Genomic DNA, 15,159 nt, shown 5'->3' with positions numbered 1-15,159 from the left:
GCGGGAACGTCCGTCCTTCCTGGTCCCCATGGCATGCCCGTTGCGCCTCGCCGTTACGTCGGCTGCGGCGGCCATGCCCTTGTACTTTGCGTTACCATGCCCCATCTTCATGCGCTGATCCCGCCAAATCGAGGAGAGTCCCCATGTCCCTGCGCTTGCTAGCCCTCATTTCCCTGGTCGCCGCCCTGCTCAGCGGTTGCGGCTACAACACCTTCCAGTCCCTGGACGAGCAGTCCAAGGCCGCCTGGTCGGAAGTGCTCAACCAGTACCAGCGCCGCGCCGACCTGGTGCCCAACCTGGTGAACACGGTGAAGGGCTACGCCGCCCACGAGGAAAAGGTGCTGACCGAAGTCACCGCCGCCCGGGCCAAGGTGGGCAGCATCCAGGCGACGCCGGAACTGGCCAACGATCCCCAGGCCCTGGCCCGCTTCCAGCAGGCCCAGGGGGAACTGTCCTCGGCCCTGTCGCGCCTGCTGGTGGTCAGCGAGAACTATCCCCAGCTGAAGGCCGATGCCGGTTTCCGCGACCTCCAGGCCCAGCTGGAAGGCACCGAGAACCGCATCGCGGTGGCCCGCAACCGCTACATCAAGGCCATCCAGGAGTACAACGTGGCGGTGCGCAGCTTCCCCAACAACCTCACCGCCATGGCTTTCGGCTACCAGCCCAAGGCCAATTTCTCGGTGGAAAACGAACAGGCCATCTCCACCGCGCCCAAGGTGGATTTCGGCGCCACCCCGGCCAAGTAAGCCGCTCCGCTCATGGCCTTCCTGCGCTGGTTTTGCCGGTTGCTGCTGCTCCTTTGCCTGGGCGGCCTGACGGCGGCCTGGGCCCAGGTGCCGGTGCCGGCCCTGAAGGCCCGGGTGACCGACCTCACCGGCACCCTCAGCGAAGCCCAGCGCCAGTCCCTGGAAAACCGCCTGGCCGCCTTCGAGCGGGAAAAGGGCGCCCAGGTCGGCGTCTTGCTGGTGCCCACGGTGCGGCCGGAGAGCATCGAGCAGTACGGCATCCGCGTCGCCGAAGCCTGGAAACTGGGGCGCAAGGGTGTGGACGACGGCCTCATCCTGCTGGTGGCCAAGAACGACCGGGAAGTGCGCATCGAGGTGGGTTACGGCCTGGAAGGTGCGGTGCCGGACGTGGTGGCCAAGCGTATCATCGAAGAGACCATCGTGCCCCGCTTCCGGGCCGGCGACATGGCCGGCGGCATCGGGGCCGGGGTGGAGCGGCTGCTGGCGGTGATCGGCGGCGAGCCCCTGCCGGCGCCGGCGGCCGACCATGGCGGCGGCGACCTCAACGTGGACCTGCTCTTCCCCATTTTCATGGTCGCCGTGGTGGCCGGCAATGTGCTGCGGGCCCTCTTCGGGCGTCTGCTGGCGGCCGGCGCCTGCGGCGGCGTGGCGGCCGTGGTGGCCGGCTTCATGGGCGCCAGCCTGTTCGGCGTGGCCGGCATCGGCATCGTGGTGTTCCTCTTCATCCTCGTCGGCGGCAGCGGCTTTGTCGGCGGCGGCGGAGGTGGGGGCTGGAGCGGCGGCGGGGGATTCTCCGGCGGTGGCGGCGGTTTTGGAGGCGGTGGCGCCTCCGGGAGATGGTGATGCAAGCATCCGATCTGGGGCGCTTCCTGCGCTATCTGCTGGTGCCCGAATGGCTGGCCCGGCGTCCTTTCCCGCGGGAGTCCCTGGCCCGCATCGAGGCCGCCATTGCAGCCTCCGAACAGCGCCACGAGGGCGAACTGCGCTTCGTCCTGGAAGGCTGCCTGCCCCTGGGCTATGCCCTGCGGCCCGAGGGCTGCCGGGCCCGCGCCCTGGCCCTCTTTTCCGACCTGCGGGTGTGGGACACGGTGCATAACAGCGGCGTGCTGATCTATCTGGACCTGCTCGACCGGCAGGTGGAAATCGTCGCCGACCGGGGCATTAACGCCCGGGTGGAGGCCCATTTCTGGGAGGAGGTGTGCCGCAGGATGGAGGCGGCTTTCGCCCGGGGAGAATTCGAGGCCGGCTGTCTGGCGGCCATCGACGACATCACGGCGGTGCTGCAACGGCACTTCCCGGCCCTGCAGGCCAATCCCAACGAACTGCCCGACGCGCCCCTGATGCTCTGAGGCCCGCGCCCGGGCTCAGTGGGCGTTGCAGTCGTCCAGGTGGATGACGTCGTCCCGTTCCCGCTGGTTGGCCTGGTGGCGCCGGCGCACCAGCCACATGGCGGCGGCGACGAAGAGGCCGAACAGGGTGATGACGGTGTAGATGGAGAAGTCGGCCTTGATCATGGCGGCGTAGAGGCCGGTCATGATGAGGATGGAGAGGTTCTCGTTGAAGTTCTGCACGGCGATGGAATGGCCGGCCCCCATGAGGATGTGGCCCCGGTGCTGCAGCAGGGCGTTCATGGGCACCACGAAGAAGCCGGAGAGGGCGCCGATGAGGATCAGCAGAGGCACGGCGACCCAGAAGTCCCGCACGAAATTCATGCCGATGACGATGATGCCCATGGCGATGCCCAGGGGAATGACCCGGATCGACTTGCGCAGGGTGATGAACTTGGCTGCCACCGCGGCGCCCACAGCCACGCCCAGGGCCACCACGCCCTGCAGCATGGAGGACTTGGACAGGTCCAGGTGCAGGGCCGCCTCGGCCCACTTGATGACGATGAATTGCAGGGTGGCGCCGGCGCCCCAGAAGAGGGTGGTGACGGCTAGGGAAATCTGCCCCAGGCGGTCCCGCCACAAGAGGGCCAGACAGTGGCCGAACTCGTGCAGCAGGTACCAGGGATTCTTTTTCAGGGGCTTGTGATCGACCCCGGTGTCCGGGATGTAGAGATTGAAGACGGCGGCGATCAGGTAGAGCAGGCCCACCACGCAGAGAGCCATTTCCACCACCGTGTCGATGGGGGTATCGACGAAGGGCAGGTCGAAGCCGAGCAGCATGGCCGATATCTTGGGCTGGATCAGGGCGCCGCCGAGGACCGTGCCGAGGATGATGGCGCCCACGGTGAGGCCTTCGATCCAGCCGTTGGCCAGGACCAGCAGGCGGTGGGGCAGGTACTCGGTGAGGATGCCGTACTTGGCCGGCGAGTAGGCGGCGGCGCCCAGGCCCACCACGGCGTAGGCCGCCAGGGGATGGACGTGGAAGAACATGAGGGCGCAGCCGAAGATCTTGATGCCGTTGCTGATGAACATCACTCGCCACTTGGGCATGGAATCGGCGAAGGCGCCGACGAAGGCCGCCAGGAGGACGTAGGAGACGGTGAAGAACAGCTTCAGCAGCGGTGCATAGGCATCAGGCGCGTGCATCTCGCGCAGGGCGTAGATGGCGGCGATGAGCAGGGCATTGTCGGCCAGCGCAGAGAAAAACTGCGCCGCCATGATGATGTAAAAGCCGATCTGCATCAGGTAGGTCGCCCCGGGCAGCGGGCGATGGAGTGTCTCGCGTCGAATAGGTCTTGTTGGGCGAAGGTTTATACCACGAAAGGCTTAACTTTGTGATGAAAGTGGGGTGAATGCCCGTGGGACGGGCCTTTGGCGGCTTCCGCCGGAACGGGCTTTATGTTTGAATAACCCCCATAAATTCAGGGAGGTTCCCCACTTATGGCCGATCGCCGCCTGCAGGTGTTCCATGCCGTTGCCAAGCAACTGAGCTTTACCAAGGCGGCGGAGACCCTTTACATGACCCAGCCCGCGGTCACCTTCCAGATCAAGCAGCTGGAAGAGCACTTCAACACCCGCCTCTTCGACCGGGGCCACGGCCGCATTTCCCTCACCCCAGCCGGTGAGCTGGCCCTGGAGTACGCCGACCGCATTCTCGGCGAATACGCCGACCTGGAGGCCCGCCTGGCGGAAATGACCGGCCAGATGCGGGGCCCACTGCTGGTGGGGGCCAGCATCACCATCGCCGAATTCATGTTGCCCCGGGTGCTGGGGGAGTTCAATGCCCTCTATCCCAACGTACGGGCCCGGCTGGTGGTGGGCAATTCGGAAACCATCGAGAACCGGGTGGCCGAGCATTCCCTGGACCTGGGCATCACCGAGGCCATCGAGCACCTGCCCCAGCTGCAGGCCGAAACCTGTTGCGACGACGAGTTGCAGGTGATCTGCTCCCCCAGCCATCCCCTGGCCCGGGAGTCGGCCATCACCCCGGCCATGCTCCGGGACCACGCCTTCATCGCCCGGGAACCGGGTTCGGGCACCCGGGAGGTGACCGACAACTACTTCCGCCAGGCCGGGGTGGACCCGGCCAGCCTCAAGGTGCTGATGGAACTGGGCAGCCCCGAGGCCCTCAAGGGCGTGGTCAGCACCGGCCTGGGCGTGGCCATCGTCTCCCGGGCCAGTTTCCACAAGGAACTGCAGCTGCAGCATCTGGTGGCCATTCCCCTCTCGCCCCGGCTGACCCGGCCCCTGTCCCTGGTGACGCCGAAGGAGAAGTTCCGCTCCAAGCTGGTCACTTCCTTCGTCGATTTCGCCCGCCGCAAGCTGCAGGAATACGCCGCCTGAGGCGGTGCCGGCGGGGGGGCGCCTGGCGGCGTCTTTTCCCTCCGGCGCCGCCTTGGCGTAATATGGCCGCCTGCGCCCGCCCGCGGCGCGCCATCTTCTTCATCCATCACCGTTCCCGCCCATGCCCCGTCCCATCCGCGCCACCATTGATCTGGGGGCGCTCAAGCACAATCTCGCCGTGGCCCGCCAACATGCCGACCAGGGTGTTGCCGGTCCCGCCCGCCTGTTCGCCGTGATCAAGGCCAATGCCTACGGCCACGGCATGCTGCCGGTGGCCCAGGCCCTGGCCGGTCTCACCGACGGCTTTGCCCTGCTGGACCTGAGCGAGGCGGCGAAATTGCGGGAAGCCGGCATCCGGGAACCGATCCTGCTGCTGGAAGGCTTCTTCCAGCCGGAAGACCTGGAGGCGGTGGCGGAGCTGGGCATCATTCCCGCAGTGCACCGCCTGGAGCAGTTGGAAGCCATCGAGGCCGCCGGCCTGCCGGTGAAGCTGCCGGTGTTCATCAAATTCAATACCGGCATGCACCGCCTCGGCTTCACCGCGCAGACCTGGCCGGCTGCCCAGGCCTTTCTCGCCCGCAGCCGGGCCATCGGCCCGGTGACCTACATGACCCACTTCGCCGAGGCCGACGGAGCCCGGGGCGTGGACTGGCAGCTGGAGCGCTTCCGCGCCTGGACCGCCGGCTGGCAGGGCGAGGTGTCCCTGGCCAATTCGGCGGCCCTGCTGCGGCACAAGGAGGCGGTGCAGGGCTGGGCCCGCCCCGGCATCCTGCTCTACGGCGGCAGTCCTTTTGCCGAGGTCAGCGCCGAGGAACTGGGCCTGAAGCCGGTAATGACCCTGGAAAGCGAAATCCTGGCGGTGCAGGACGTTGCCCCCGGGGAGCGGGTGGGCTACGGCGGCATCTTCGAGGCGACCCGGCCCAGCCGCATCGGCATCGTCGCCTGCGGCTACGCCGACGGCTACCCGCGCCATGCGCCGCCCGGCACGCCGATCCTGGTGGATGGCCGGCCCACGGTGACGGCAGGGCGCGTTTCCATGGACATGCTGTTCTGCGATCTCACCGATCTGCCCCAGGCCAGTGTCGGCTCCCCTGTCACCCTGTGGGGCAAGGGCCTGCCGGCGGACGCGGTGGCCGCCGCCGCCGGCACCATCAGCTACGAGCTTTTCTGCGCCCTGGCGCCCCGGGTGCCGGTGCGCTGGATCGGCAACTAGGCCAGGCAAGCGCCGGCGGCTTTTTTGCCCCGGTGCGACCTGTGTCACGCTTGTTTTTCCGGGCTCCACCTAGAATTCCGGGTTGATCCGGGCCATTTTCCCCGGGCCGTCTCCGGGGAGCCGTCTTGCGCCATTCGCTGTCCAGCCGTCCGCTATTGCTGCTGTTGCGGCATCTTTCCGCCTCCCTGACGTTTCTGCTCCTCATCTTTCCTGCCGCGCCGGCCCAGGCCCTGGAGGAAGTGACGCTGCAACTGCGCTGGCGCCACCAGTTCCAGTTCGCCGGCTATTACGCCGCCCAGATGCAGGGCTACTACCGGGAGGCAGGCCTGGCGGTGGATATCCGGGAAGCGGAGCCGGGCCAGGATGCGGTTCAGACCGTGCTGGACGGCAAGGCCCAGTACGGTGTCGGCACCAGCGACCTGCTGGTGCATTACCACCGGGGCGCCCCGGTGCTGGTGCTGGCGGTGATCTTCCAGCATTCGCCCCTGGCCATCGCCGCCCGCCGGGCCGCCGGCATCCGCAACATCCACGACCTCAACGGCAAGAAGGTGATGATCGAGCCGGGGGCCAACGAACTGCTCGGCTACCTGGGCCGGGAGCGGGTGGATACGGACAGCCTGGCCCTGGAGCCCCACAGCCAGACCGTGCAGGACCTGCTGGACGGCCGGGTGGACGCCCTTTCCATCTACCGCACCGACGAACTCTACGAACTGCGCAAGCAGGGCGAGCGGGTGGTGGTGTTCACGCCCGAATCGAGCGGCCTGGATTTCTACGGCGACAACCTGTTCACCACCCAGGGCGAACTGCGCCAGCACCCGGAGCGGCTCAAGGCCTTCCGCGCTGCCAGCCTCAAGGGCTGGAGCTACGCCATGGCCCATCCCCAGGAGGTCATCGACTACATCCTCAAGCACTACGGCCGGCGCCACAGCCGGGACCACCTGGCCTTCGAGGCTGAGCAGATGGTGCCCTTGGTCCAGGCCCAGCTGGTGGAGCCGGGCTATTTCCACGTTGGCCGCTGGCGCCACATGGCCGACACCTACGCCGACCTGGGATTGCTGCCCCGGGACCTGTCCCTGGCTGACCTGCTCTACGCGGGCGAGGGCGGCAACGCTGGCAGCGGTAGCCAGTCCAGCCTGTGGTTCGCTGCCGGCATGGGGGCCCTGGTCGCCGTCGCCCTGGTGGTGGTGCTGGTGCGCCGCTACATGCGCCGCCTGCGCCGCAGCGCCAGGAACTGCCTGGGACTGATGGAGGAGGCGCCTTTCCCGGTGGCGGTGACCCGTCCCGAAGCCGACGGCGAACTGCTCTACATCAACCGCTGCGCCGAGGAGTACTACGGCGTCTCCCGTCACGACGTCGTCGGCCGGCCGGCCCAGGGCTTCTGGCGCAACCCGGAACAGCGCCAGCAGATGGTGGACGAGCTGCACCGCCGCGGCGGCCGCTGGCTGGGCTTCGAGGTGCAGCTGCAGGGCCTGGATGGCAAGCCGGTGTGGGTGCTGATGTCGGCCGCCTGCATCGATTTCGAGGGACGGGAGGCCATCGTCCTCTCCTTCCACGACATCACCCAGCGCAAGCGCACCGAGATGGCCCTGGGCCAGAGCGAGCAGCGTTTCCGCACCCTGGCCGAATCGGCCTACGACGTCATCTGGACCATGGACCTCAACGGCCGCTTCACCTACATCAGCCCGTCGGTGGAACGGCTGCGGGGCTACACCCCGGAGGAGGTGCTGCAACAGACCATGGCCGAGGCCCTGACTCCGGATTCCATGGCCCAGGTGGCCGAAGGCTTTGCCCACCTGTTGCGTACCGGCCAGGTGCAAAAGCACCACTGGGAGCTGGAGCAGCCCTGCAAGGACGGCTCCACGGTATGGACCGACGCCATCGTCAATGTGCTGCGGGACGACGAGGGGCATCTCACCGGCCTGCTCGGCATCACCCGGGACATCACCGCCGAACACAAGCTGCGCCAGGAACTGCAGTCCCGCAGCGTAGCCGTGGATTCGGCGGCGGAAGGGGTCATCATCACCGACGCCAACGGCGTGGTGGAATACGCCAACCCGGCTTTCTGCGAGATGACCGGCTACGGCCTGGAGGAGGTTCTCGGCCAGCGTACCTCCCGCTTCAAGAGCGGCGTGCACGACGCCGAGTTCTACCGCCAGCTGTGGGGCACCATCACCTCGGGCAACCCCTGGCGCGGCGAGGTGGTGAACCGGCGCAAGGACGGCATGCTCTACCACGAGCTGCTCACCATCGCCCCGGTGAAGAACGAGCAGGGCGCCGTGGTGCGCTACGTCGCCATCAAGCACGACATTTCCGAACGCAAGCGCATCGAGCAGCGCCTGGAACACCTGGCCCACTTCGACCTGCTCACCGACCTGCCCAACCGCACCCTGTTCTTCGACCGCCTGCAGCAGGCCTTCTTCCGCGCCCAGCGCTACCAGGAAGGCCTGGCGGTGCTGGTGCTGGATCTGGACGGCTTCAAGGCGGTGAACGACAGCCAGGGCCACCAGGCCGGCGACCTGCTGCTGGCGGCCTTCGCCTACCGCCTTAAACAGACCCTGCGCCAGTCCGACACGGCGGCGCGCATGGGCGGCGACGAATTCACCGTGCTGCTGCACGGGGTGCGCCAGGACGAGGATGCGGTGACTGCCGCCAACAAGGTGCTGGAGGCCCTGGTGCAGCCCTTCGATATCCTGGGCCAGCGCTGCCAGGTCAGCGCCAGCATCGGCGTGGCCCTGTTCCACCAGGCCTACGCCAGCCCCGACATGCTGGTGCAGGCCGCCGACGGCGCCATGTACGAGGCCAAGCGGGCCGGCAAGAACCGCTGGGTGCTGGCCCGGCCGCCCCAGCCGGCCCCGGAATCCTGATCGCCGCCGCCCTGGTGTATCCTCCCGCCCATCATGGCGAAGACGAAAAGCATCTATACCTGCACCGAATGCGGTGCCCAGTCCCCCAAATGGCAGGGCCAGTGTTCCGCCTGCAATGCCTGGAACACCCTGGTGGAAACCGTGGCCGAGGCCGGCGGCAAGGGCAGCGGCCACCGTTTCGAATCCCTGGCCCCCGGCACGCCCAAGCTGCAGGCCCTCTCCGAGATCGAGACCCGGGAGGCGGCGCGCCTGCCCACGGGGCTGTCCGAATTCGACCGGGCCCTGGGCGGCGGCCTGGTGGCCGGCGGCGTGGTGCTCATCGGCGGCGACCCGGGCATCGGCAAGAGCACCCTGCTGCTGCAGGCCCTGGCCGCCCTGGCGCCCCAGCACAAGGTGCTCTACGTCAGTGGCGAAGAGTCGGGGCAGCAGGTGGCCCTGCGGGCCCGGCGCCTGCAGCTGGACGTGGAGCGCCTGCCCCTGCTGGCGGAAATCAACCTGGAACGCATCCTCGGCGTGGTGCAGACGGAAAAGCCCCAGGTGGCGGTGATCGACTCCATCCAGACCCTGTGGTCCGACCAGCTCACCTCGGCTCCCGGCTCCGTGGCCCAGGTGCGCGAATGCGCCGCCCAGCTGACCCGGCTGGCCAAGCAGACCGGCGTCACCGTGATCCTGGTGGGCCACGTGACCAAGGAAGGGGCCCTGGCCGGGCCCCGGGTGCTGGAACACATCGTGGACACGGTGCTGTACTTCGAGGGCGACACCCATTCCTCCTTCCGTCTCATCCGGGCGGTGAAGAACCGCTACGGCGCGGTCAATGAACTGGGCGTCTTCGGCATGACCGACAAGGGCCTCAAGGGCGTCTCCAACCCTTCGGCCCTGTTCCTTTCCCAGCACGGGCAGGAGGTGGCCGGCTCCTGCGTCCTGGTGACCCAGGAAGGCACCCGGCCCCTACTGGTGGAAATCCAGGCCCTGGTGGATACCACCATGGGCGGCAGCCCGCGGCGCCTTTCCGTCGGCCTGGAGCAGAACCGGCTGGCCATGCTGCTGGCGGTGCTGCACCGCCACGCCGGCATCGGCTGTTTCGACCAGGACGTCTTCGTCAATGCGGTGGGCGGGGTCAAGATCAGCGAACCGGCGGCGGATCTGCCGGTGCTGCTGGCCATCATTTCCTCCCTGAAGAACCGGCCCCTGCCGGAAAAACTGGTGGTCTTCGGCGAAGTGGGCCTGGCCGGCGAGATCCGCCCGGCGCCCCGGGGCCAGGAACGGCTCAAGGAAGCGGCCAAGCTGGGCTTCACCCGGGCCCTGGTGCCCGAGGCCAACAAGCCGCGCCAGCCCATTCCCGGGCTGGAAGTGGTGGCGGTGAGCCGCATCGAACAGGCGGTGGAGCGGCTGCGGGACTGGGAGTAGGGCGGGCCCCGGGTGTTGCGGTACGGCGCCCGCTGACGCTACAAAGAAAACGGCGGCCAGGGGCCGCCGTTTTGCGTGGGGAGGGCGGCGTGGCCGCCGGGTTCAGGCTGTGGCGCTGGGCGTGGTTGCCGTCGCTGCCGGGGCTTCTTCCTTCGGCTTGCGCAACTGGGCGAGGAAGTCGTCCATGCCCTTCTGCACCAGCTGGTAGGTCTTGTTGATGCCGGCTTCCACCTCGCCGTTGAGAACGTTGAGGCCCTTGAGGATGTCCTTGGCCTCGTTGAAACCCTTCTCAAAGCCGCTGCGGATCACGTCCACGAAGTCGGATGCCACCTGTTCCGGATCGTCGTCGGGCCGCTTGGCGGCATAGGCGGCGTAAAGACCGGTGGTGAAGGAGAGGATGCGGGCGGCGGTGGCCTCCGGCGAGTTGTCCTGGCTGGCGGCCTTCTGCAGCGCGTCGGGGCCCTCGGAAATGCCCAGCACCTCGTTGATGCGGTCGATGGCGGTGCGGAAGAGCAGGGCCTGGGAGTCGTTGCCGGCCTGGATCGAAACCTGCAGGGCGGATTCCAGAATGCCGACCTTGAACTGCTTGGTGGCCGTATCGACCTTCAACGCCCGATGCTCTTCCTGGGGATAAACACGGGAATTGCCGCTGTTGGCGCTGGCAGTCTGCTGGCTGGGCCCCTGGGGGGCGGCGATGTCGTTGGGCATGATAGTCTCCGAAATATATTGGCGGTCGCATTTCTCGCTCTATCTGCCATTACGTTATTTTTTTCAATGACTTGAACGTTTCTTTACCTTTTTTTGTAGATTCAAGCCTGGCGCGGCTCTCCGTGGGGTTGTCCGGTGCCGTTGCGGCTCGTTTCGCCGGAGTTGTCCATGTTTTCACTCGCATTCCGCCTCCTGCGCCGGGATTTCTCGGCCGGTGAATTGCGCCTGCTGGCCCTGGCCCTGGTGGTGGCGGTGGCCAGCATCAGTTCCGTCGGATTTTTCACCGACCGGGTGCACCAGGCTCTGGAGCGGGAGTCCCGCCAGCTGCTGGGGGCGGACCTGCTGCTGACCTCCGACCATCCCCTGGCCCCGGAATTTGCCGCCGAGGCGGCGCGGCGGGGCCTGCAGATGGCCCAGACCCAGGTTTTCCCGAGCATGGTGACGGGGGAGGAGGGGGCCCAGCTGGCAGATATCAAGGCCGTCTCCAGCGACTATCCCCTGCGGGGCAAGCTGCGCCTGGCTCCTGGCCTGGGGGCGCCCGACAGCGAGATCCAGGGCGGGCCCCAGGCCGGCACGGTATGGCTTGACGAGCGCCTGGCCACCCAGTTCGGCAGCGGGCCGGGGCAGAGCCTCAACCTGGGCCAGGCCCGCTTCACCGTGGCCGGGGTGCTGACCCTGGAGCCGGACCGGGGCGTCAATTTCTTCAGCGTCGCCCCCCGCCTGATGATGAACCTGGCCGACCTGCCCGCCACCCAGCTGATCCAGCCCGGCAGCCGGGTCGCCTACCGCCTGCTGCTGGCCGGCCCGGACCGGGCGGTGGCCGACTACCGCCGCTGGGCCGAGCCCCGCCTGACCCGGGGCGAGCGGGTGGAGGACGCCAGCAATGCCCGCCCGGAAATCCGCACCGCGGTGGACCGGGCCCAGCAGTTCCTCGGTCTTTCCGCCCTGCTGGCCGTGGTGCTGGCCGCCGCCGGGGTGGCCCTGGCCATCCGCCGCTACCTGCAGCGCCATCTCGATCCCTGCGCCGTCATGCGCTGCCTGGGGGCGCCCCAGGGCCAGGTGCTGGGGCTCTACCTGGGCCAGTTCCTCATTCTCGGCCTGGCGGCTTCGGCAGTGGGGCTGGCCATCGGCTTCGGCGCCCATTTCGTGCTCCACGCCTGGCTGGCCAACCTGCTGGCCGCGCCCCTGCCGGCACCCAGCCTGTGGCCCGCCCTGCAGGGGCTGGTGGCCGGACTGGTGCTGCTCTTCGGCTTCGCCCTGCCGCCCCTCCTGCAACTGCGCCAGGTGCCCACCCTGCGGGTGCTGCGGCGGGAACTGGGGGAGCCGGATGCCTCCATCCTCGCCACCTACGGCATTGGCCTGGCGGCCCTGGCCGGCCTGCTTTTCTGGGCCGCCGGCGAGCCCAAGCTGGGGGCCTACGCCGCCGGCGGCTTCACCGCCGCCCTGGGCCTCACCGCCCTGATCGCCCGTCTGGCCCTGGCCCTGCTCAAGCCCCTGCGCCGGGTCGGGCCGGCGGTGGGCTTCGGCTGGCGCTACGGCCTGGCCGGCCTGGAGCGGCGCTCCCTGTCCAGCGTGGCCCAGATCGTCGCCCTGTCCCTGGGCCTGATGGCCCTGCTGCTGCTCACCGTCACCCGGGGCGACCTGATGCAGGCCTGGCGCCAGGCCTCGCCGCCGGACGCGCCCAACCGCTTCGTCATCAACATCCAGCCCGAGCAGCGCCAGGAAGTGGGGGAGGCCCTGGGTCGCATGGGCATCCGCGCCGAACTCCTACCCATGGTGCGGGGCCGCCTCACCGGCATCGACGGCCGTCCCGTGACCCCGGCGGACTATGGGGACGACCGGGCCAAACGCCTGGTGGAGCGGGAATTCAATCTTTCCTGGGCCGCCAACCTGCCTCCCGGCAACACGGTGACCCAAGGCCGCTGGTTCGCCCCCGGTGAGCAGGGGAAGGATGGCAAAGGCAGCGCCTCGGTGGAAAAGGGCCTGGCCGAAACCCTGGGCGTGAAGGTGGGGGACGAGCTGACCTTCACCGTGGCCGGCGAGCCGGTGCAACTCACCGTCACCAGCCTGCGCAAGCTCAACTGGGATTCCATGCGGGTCAATTTCTTCGTCCTGGCTCCGCCCGGCGTGCTGGAACCGTATCCGGCCAGCTACATCACCAGCTTCCACCTGCCTGACGATGCCGCCAACCGGGTCGGGGAATTGGTCAAGCGCTTCCCCAACCTGACGGTGGTGGATGTGGCCGCCATCGTGCGCCAACTGCAATCGGTGCTAGATCAGGTCTCCCGGGCCGTGCAGTTCGTCTTCCTGTTCACCCTGGCCGCCGGCGTCATCGTTCTCTACGGCGCCCTGGCCGCCTCCCACGACGAGAGGCGCTACGAACTCTCGGTGCTGCGCGCCCTGGGCGCCGGCCGCCAGCAACTGCGGGGCGCCCTCCTGGCCGAATTCGCCGCCGTCGGCGCCCTGTCGGGCCTGATCGCCGCCGCCGGCAGCCAGGGCGTCGGCTGGCTCCTGGCCGCCAAGGTCTTCAATCTGGAGTACCAGTTCGCACCGTGGGTGTTCCCGGCAGCCATCGTCGGGGCTGCTCTGGCCGTGACCCTGGCCGGCTGGCTGGCCGCTTCAGGCCTGCTGCGGGTGCCGCCGATGGAGGCGTTAAGGGCGGGGGGGTGAGGTGGTTTGGGGCGTACGCTGGGTATGACGTATGATTGCTTGCAAGAGATGCCTCATGTCTCAGTTTATTCTGCTGATTTTTTATAAATAGGTTGTTTTTTATTTCTAAAGGGAGGGGTTTGTGGTAACGCCAAAATATTTTTCTCTGCTGGTGTTTTCTGGCGTAATTCTTTCTGGTTGCATGAACATGCCAACTCCTACGTCACAGATTACGGGCGCTTACGTTTCACCATTAAAGTCACTGCTGTCCGGTTAAATTGAGGGGTGAATCGCTGTAAGCCATGAGTGACAAGGGTTTCCGAGCGACGAGGGGTGTCTCCGATTTGAATTCGGAAATGGCGTTCCCGCAGAATTCCGGGCTTTGGCCCGGAGGCTGCCATGAACACCGGCAAGACGCTGTTCGCCCAGATCATGGACTTTCTGCCATGGAAGACCTTTCATCGAATCGTAGCCCGTCATGGCGGCGACAAGGGTGTCAGGTCGCTGACCTGCGCGGAACAATTCCGGGCGATGGCCTTTGCCCAATTGACTTACCGCGAGAGCCTGCGCGACATCGAGGCGTGTCTTCTCGCACAAGCGGCGAAGCTGTACCACATGGGATTTCGCGAACCGGTGGCCAGATCGACCCTGGCGGACGCCAACGAAACTCGCGACTGGCGTATCTGGGAAGCATTTGCCGGCCGACTGATCATTCAGGCCCGCGAGTTGTATCTCAGCGAGGACTTGGGGCTCGATCTGACCAATACGGTCTATGCACTCGACTCGACCACCATCGACCTGTGCCTTTCGGTGTTTCCGTGGGCGCACTTTCGCACCACCAAGGCGGCGGTGAAGATGCATACGTTGCTCGACCTGAAGGGGAGCATTCCCAGCTTTATCCATGTCTCCGACGGCAAGCTGCACGACGTGCATGCCCTCGACCTGCTGGAACTGGAGGCTGGCGCCATCTACGTGATGGATCGCGGCTACGTCGATTTCGCCCGCCTGCACGCGCTGCATCTGGCCGGGGCTTTCTTCGTCACACGGGCCAAATCCAACATGAATTGGCATCGCGTCTATTCGATGCCGACGGACAGAATCACTGGCATCATCTGCGATCAGCGCATTGCGCTGGACGGCTTCTACACCCGCCAGGATTACCCCGCCCAGTTGCGCCGGGTGCGCTTCAACGATCCCGAGACCGGCAAGACGCTCATCTTTCTCACCAACCAGATGACCTTGCCGGCCACGACGATCTGCGCGCTTTACAAGAATCGCTGGCAGGTCGAACTGTTCTTCAAGTGGATCAAGCAGCATCTGCGGATCAAACGATTTTTCGGGACGTCGGAGAATGCGGTCAAGACGCAAATCTGGATCGCCGTGTCGGTCTATGTGCTCGTGGCCATCATCAAGAAAAAGCTGCAACTGGACGCCTCGCTCTACACTTTGCTACAGATTTTGTCGGTCACCCTTTTCGAGAAGATGCCCTTGCAGCAAGCCTTTCCAGCCGGCGAGTGCATTCTTCCAGAGGGCGTACCGTGCAACCAACTGAATCTATTCACGATTTAACCGGACAGCAGTGCATTAAAGTATGAAGTTTACGATTGCAATCGGCTTTCTGCTGAGTTGGCTTCTCTTGCACGACGTGAAAACCAGCTGGTTGCTGCTCAAAATCAACGAATAAAAACAAGTGAAACTCAAGCGTTTTGGTATGGTTATGGTCAAGGCGATGGAATAGAAGCAAGTGAGTTGGCGAATGTTAGAGGTGAGCGAGAGGCTGTTCGTAATGCGATGGATACAAAGGTCTGTAAAGGTCGTGGTTAATTAAATTTATGTGTAAA

11 protein-coding genes are annotated in these 15,159 nt (G+C 66.4%); 9 read left to right on the top strand and 2 right to left on the bottom strand.

All coding sequences use genetic code 11. The annotated features are described in order from the left end of the window. Positions 1-143 precede the first annotated feature (143 nt). From OEL49_RS14975 to OEL49_RS14965, 3 genes are read left to right on the top strand one after another with little or no spacing between them, the layout of a single operon-like run. The gene (locus OEL49_RS14975; RefSeq protein WP_152089238.1) at positions 144-746 is read left to right on the top strand and encodes a LemA family protein; all 603 of its coding nucleotides are present in this window, start codon (positions 144-146) and stop codon (positions 744-746) included. A gap of 39 nt (positions 747-785) precedes the next feature. Continuing rightward, positions 786-1,589 (top strand): TPM domain-containing protein, encoded by an 804-nt coding sequence (locus OEL49_RS14970; RefSeq protein ID WP_308806289.1) that lies wholly within the window; start codon positions 786-788, stop codon positions 1,587-1,589. After that, positions 1,589-2,095, top strand: coding sequence for a TPM domain-containing protein (locus OEL49_RS14965; RefSeq protein ID WP_130458458.1), 507 nt, complete (start codon positions 1,589-1,591; stop codon positions 2,093-2,095). Before OEL49_RS14970 ends, OEL49_RS14965 begins: the two co-directional genes overlap by 1 nt. 15 nt (positions 2,096-2,110) lie before the next feature. Here OEL49_RS14965 and lplT read toward each other — a convergent pair whose 3' ends face one another. Then, a complete protein-coding gene (gene lplT, locus OEL49_RS14960) occupies positions 2,111-3,376 on the bottom strand; it encodes a lysophospholipid transporter LplT (RefSeq protein ID WP_287875413.1) in 1,266 nt (421 codons plus the stop codon). Positions 3,377-3,574: 198 nt separating this feature from the next. Between lplT and OEL49_RS14955 the strand changes: the two genes are divergently transcribed. The 4 genes from OEL49_RS14955 (at position 3,575) to radA (ending at position 9,961) form a co-directional block, all read left to right on the top strand. Next, complete coding sequence (locus OEL49_RS14955; protein ID WP_130458460.1) at positions 3,575-4,477, top strand: LysR family transcriptional regulator; 903 nt, start codon at positions 3,575-3,577, stop codon at positions 4,475-4,477. 121 nt (positions 4,478-4,598) lie between these two features. Then, complete coding sequence (gene alr / locus OEL49_RS14950; protein ID WP_287875410.1) at positions 4,599-5,690, top strand: alanine racemase; 1,092 nt, start codon at positions 4,599-4,601, stop codon at positions 5,688-5,690. A 125-nt stretch (positions 5,691-5,815) separates the two neighbouring features. After that, positions 5,816-8,554 carry a PAS domain S-box protein gene (locus OEL49_RS14945; protein WP_287875408.1) on the top strand — a complete coding sequence of 913 codons (2,739 nt, stop codon included), beginning with the start codon at positions 5,816-5,818 and terminating at the stop codon, positions 8,552-8,554. A gap of 33 nt (positions 8,555-8,587) precedes the next feature. Beyond that, positions 8,588-9,961, top strand: a complete 1,374-nt coding sequence (gene radA / locus OEL49_RS14940; RefSeq protein WP_130458463.1) for a DNA repair protein RadA — start codon at positions 8,588-8,590, stop codon at positions 9,959-9,961. Between the two features lie 102 nt (positions 9,962-10,063). Here radA and OEL49_RS14935 read toward each other — a convergent pair whose 3' ends face one another. Next, a complete protein-coding gene (locus tag OEL49_RS14935) occupies positions 10,064-10,669 on the bottom strand; it encodes a DUF5610 domain-containing protein (RefSeq protein WP_205230016.1) in 606 nt (201 codons plus the stop codon). Between the two features lie 168 nt (positions 10,670-10,837). Between OEL49_RS14935 and OEL49_RS14930 the strand changes: the two genes are divergently transcribed. Continuing rightward, complete coding sequence (locus tag OEL49_RS14930) at positions 10,838-13,339, top strand: ABC transporter permease (protein ID WP_287875406.1); 2,502 nt, start codon at positions 10,838-10,840, stop codon at positions 13,337-13,339. A gap of 378 nt (positions 13,340-13,717) precedes the next feature. Next, a complete protein-coding gene (locus OEL49_RS14925) occupies positions 13,718-14,887 on the top strand; it encodes an IS4 family transposase (RefSeq protein ID WP_287875404.1) in 1,170 nt (389 codons plus the stop codon). The last annotated feature ends 272 nt before the right edge of the window (positions 14,888-15,159 follow it).

Origin of the sequence: Azospira sp., assembly GCF_030247495.1 — a bacterium.
Taxonomy (GTDB): domain Bacteria; phylum Pseudomonadota; class Gammaproteobacteria; order Burkholderiales; family Rhodocyclaceae; genus Azospira; species Azospira oryzae.
The sequence above is the reverse complement of the archived record's forward strand: the minus strand, read 5'-3'. Positions and strand labels throughout refer to the sequence as shown.

Bases quoted from the DNA above. Each gene is read 5' to 3' on its own strand.
- OEL49_RS14965 (WP_130458458.1), top strand. From the start codon at position 1,589: ATGCAAGCATCCGATCTGGGGCGCTTCCTGCGCTATCTGCTGGTGCCC.
- OEL49_RS14975 (WP_152089238.1), top strand. From the start codon at position 144: ATGTCCCTGCGCTTGCTAGCCCTCATTTCCCTGGTCGCCGCCCTGCTC.
- radA (WP_130458463.1), top strand. From the start codon at position 8,588: ATGGCGAAGACGAAAAGCATCTATACCTGCACCGAATGCGGTGCCCAG.
- alr (WP_287875410.1), top strand. From the start codon at position 4,599: ATGCCCCGTCCCATCCGCGCCACCATTGATCTGGGGGCGCTCAAGCAC.
- OEL49_RS14955 (WP_130458460.1), top strand. From the start codon at position 3,575: ATGGCCGATCGCCGCCTGCAGGTGTTCCATGCCGTTGCCAAGCAACTG.
- OEL49_RS14935 (WP_205230016.1), bottom strand. From the start codon at position 10,669: ATGCCCAACGACATCGCCGCCCCCCAGGGGCCCAGCCAGCAGACTGCC.
- OEL49_RS14925 (WP_287875404.1), top strand. From the start codon at position 13,718: ATGAACACCGGCAAGACGCTGTTCGCCCAGATCATGGACTTTCTGCCA.
- lplT (WP_287875413.1), bottom strand. From the start codon at position 3,376: ATGCAGATCGGCTTTTACATCATCATGGCGGCGCAGTTTTTCTCTGCG.
- OEL49_RS14930 (WP_287875406.1), top strand. From the start codon at position 10,838: ATGTTTTCACTCGCATTCCGCCTCCTGCGCCGGGATTTCTCGGCCGGT.